The sequence below is a fragment of the Flavobacterium sp. genome, from assembly GCF_040382755.1.
Lineage (GTDB): Bacteria > Bacteroidota > Bacteroidia > Flavobacteriales > Flavobacteriaceae > Flavobacterium.
This window is the reverse complement of record NZ_JBEIET010000187.1, coordinates 1-2,856: the sequence shown is the minus strand read 5'-3', so window position 1 is coordinate 2,856 and position 2,856 is coordinate 1. Positions and strand designations below refer to the sequence as shown.

Below are 2,856 nucleotides of genomic sequence, written 5' to 3'. Positions count from 1 at the left end.
GAAACCGCTCCTTTAATATGCTCGTGTGGGTCGTAGCCTTCCAACGTGAAATCGTCAAAAGTGAAATCGAAAATGTTGGTTACAGTTGGGTTCAATTTCATTTTTGGTAATTTTCTTGGTTCACGACTCAATTGTAAATTCACTTGTTCTATATGATTGTTATAAATATGTGCATCTCCAAAAGTGTGTATAAACTCACCCGCTTCTAATCCGCAAACTTGTGCTACCATCATCGTAAATAAGGCATACGAAGCAATATTAAACGGTACACCTAAGAAAATATCAGCACTACGTTGGTACAACTGACACGATAATTTCCCATCAGAAACATAAAACTGAAAAAACGCGTGACAAGGTGGTAAAGCTGCTTTTCCATTCGCCACATTTTCTGAAAAAGAAACGGTAGTATCAGGTAAAACAGAAGGATTCCAAGCTGAAATTAACATTCTACGGCTATTCGGATTTGTTTTTAAGGTTTCAATTAATTCGGTAATTTGATCAATTTCTTCGCTGTTCCAATTTCTCCATTGGTGCCCATACACAGGTCCTAAATTGCCATTTTCATCTGCCCAAGCATCCCAAATTTTTACGCCATTTTCTTGTAAATACGCAATATTGGTTTCGCCTTTTAAAAACCAAAGCAATTCGTGAATAATCGATTTTAAATGTAACTTTTTAGTAGTTACCATCGGAAAACCTTCACTTAAATCAAATCGCATTTGGTAACCAAAAACACTCAATGTTCCGGTGCCTGTTCGGTCGCCTTTTTGAGTTCCGTTCGCTAAAACGTGTTTTACTAAATCGTGATATTGTTTCATTTATATGGGTTTAAGGTGTTGGGTATAGGGTTAAGGGTTTTTAGTATTCGGTTTATTTCTTAAATAAGATAAAAAAGAGGCTATTCTTTTTTCAAGTATTTGAATGGATTCAATTTGTTTTGAAACTATATTTTCATCTAAATAATTTATATCTGAACATAACATTAATTGGGTTTCTAATTCAAAACAAGAACCTAAGCTAATTTCTAAAAATCTGCATAAATCTTTATCTGAACTTTTAGCACATCCTTCAGCTATATTAGATGGAATAGATATTACAGAACGTTTTATTTGTGAAGTCAATCCAAACTTTTCATCGTCTGGCATTTGCCTCATAATCATATAAGTAGCAGCCACAAGCAATCTACCCTCTTTCCAAATATCTAATTCTCTAAAATTTCTCATTCTGAAATAAAAAATTATCTTTTAAAACCTTTTACCAAAAACCCTTAACCTTTTACCCAATTAATGATTAAAAGCCTCTACGTCTTTTGGATTGTGTTCGTGCTTAAATAAAACCGCAAATGCTACAGTAATTATTAAAGCATAAACTGCAAATGTTAGCCAAATGTTATGCCAGTCTTTTCCGTTTGCAGTTGTAAAATAAGTGTCAATTAAAAATCCACTTCCTAAACTTCCTAAAATCGCTCCGAAACCGTTGGTCATCATCATAAATAATCCTTGCGCAGAGGAACGAATTTTAGAATCGGTTGTGGTTTCTACGAAAAGTGAACCTGAAATATTGAAGAAATCAAACGCCAATCCGTACACGATATTCGACATAATTATCATCCATAAACTGCCAATTGGATCGCCATAAGCGAAAAATCCGAAACGCAATACCCAAGCAATTAAACTGAAAAGCATTACTTTTTTGATTCCATATCGTCGTAAGAAAAACGGAATGGCTAAAATAAATATGGTTTCAGAAATTTGAGAAATAGACAACACAATATTTGCCGATTTTACTACAAAAGTTTCTGCATATTTTGGTACGTTTTCAAAATCTTTAATATAGGTTTCGCCATACATATTGGTTAATTGTAAAGCGGCACCTAAAAACATACTAAAGATAAAAAACATAGCCATTTTAGATTCTTTAAACAATTTAAAAGCATCTAAACCAAAAATTTGAGAGACTGTTTTGTTTTTACTTTCATCTTTTATTGGTTCAATTTTTGGCAAAGTGAAAGAAAAAATTCCCAATACAATTGCGAAAAAAGACGCCATATAAAACTGATTGCATTCTACAGGCATATTGGTTATAGAAGCAATGGCTTTTCCTACTCCAATCCCAAAAGAAAAAGGCGGATTTACATTACTAAAAAGATTAGTACACCACATAGCTGCAATAAAACCGATAGTTCCCCATACTCGAATGGGCGGATAATCTTTAATAACATTAAAATTAAATTTTTTAAGAACCGCGTAAGAAAGCGAGTTTGACAACGACAACGTTGGCATATAAAACAGCATTCCTATTAGTAATACCCAAAAGAAAGTAGATGGGCTATCAATGGCAGGTAAAAAAAGTAAAATGATACCATATAATATATGATGAATTCCGTATAATTTTTCTAAATTTAAATATTTATCTGCGATAATTCCAGATATAGGTGGCATAATAATAGAGCCGATTCCTAATGTTGAAAATACAATACCAAACTCGGCACCAGACCATTGTTTAAAGCCAAATCCATAACTTGCCAAAGTAGTTAACCAGGCACCCCATACAAATAATTGTAAAAAACTTACAATAGTTAATTTTAATTTTATGTTCATTTTGTAGTATTTTGATTGGTGATTATTTTCTATCGATTTCTGCTTTTATTAGGGCTGCTTTTTCGTAATCTTCATTTTGAATAGCTTCTTCTAATAAATTATGCAACTCTTGAATGGAAAATTTTGAATATATGTTTTGCGGTTCTTCTTCGCCATATACTTCAGGTTCAGAAAGTATATCGTCGTCATCTATTTCTTCGTCTGAATGCAATTCTTGTTTGTTTTTATTTAAGAAAATTCCAGCTTTATCTAATAT

The 2,856-nt window shown here is 32.6% G+C and carries 4 protein-coding genes; all 4 read right to left on the bottom strand.

All coding sequences use genetic code 11. The features are described from left to right. The coding region (locus ABWO04_RS10930) for a thymidylate synthase (protein ID WP_353079728.1) at positions 1-818 on the bottom strand (818 nt) is incomplete at its 3' end. Positions 819-848: 30 nt separating this feature from the next. Next, positions 849-1,223: a four helix bundle protein gene (locus tag ABWO04_RS10925; RefSeq protein ID WP_353079727.1), complete on the bottom strand. Its 375-nt coding sequence runs from the start codon at positions 1,221-1,223 to the stop codon at positions 849-851. 60 nt (positions 1,224-1,283) lie between these two features. Further along, positions 1,284-2,600: a nucleoside permease gene (locus tag ABWO04_RS10920; RefSeq protein ID WP_353079726.1), complete on the bottom strand. Its 1,317-nt coding sequence runs from the start codon at positions 2,598-2,600 to the stop codon at positions 1,284-1,286. Positions 2,601-2,622: 22 nt separating this feature from the next. Further along, on the bottom strand, positions 2,623-2,856 hold a 234-nt coding region (locus ABWO04_RS10915), incomplete at its 5' end, for a UvrB/UvrC motif-containing protein (RefSeq protein WP_353079725.1).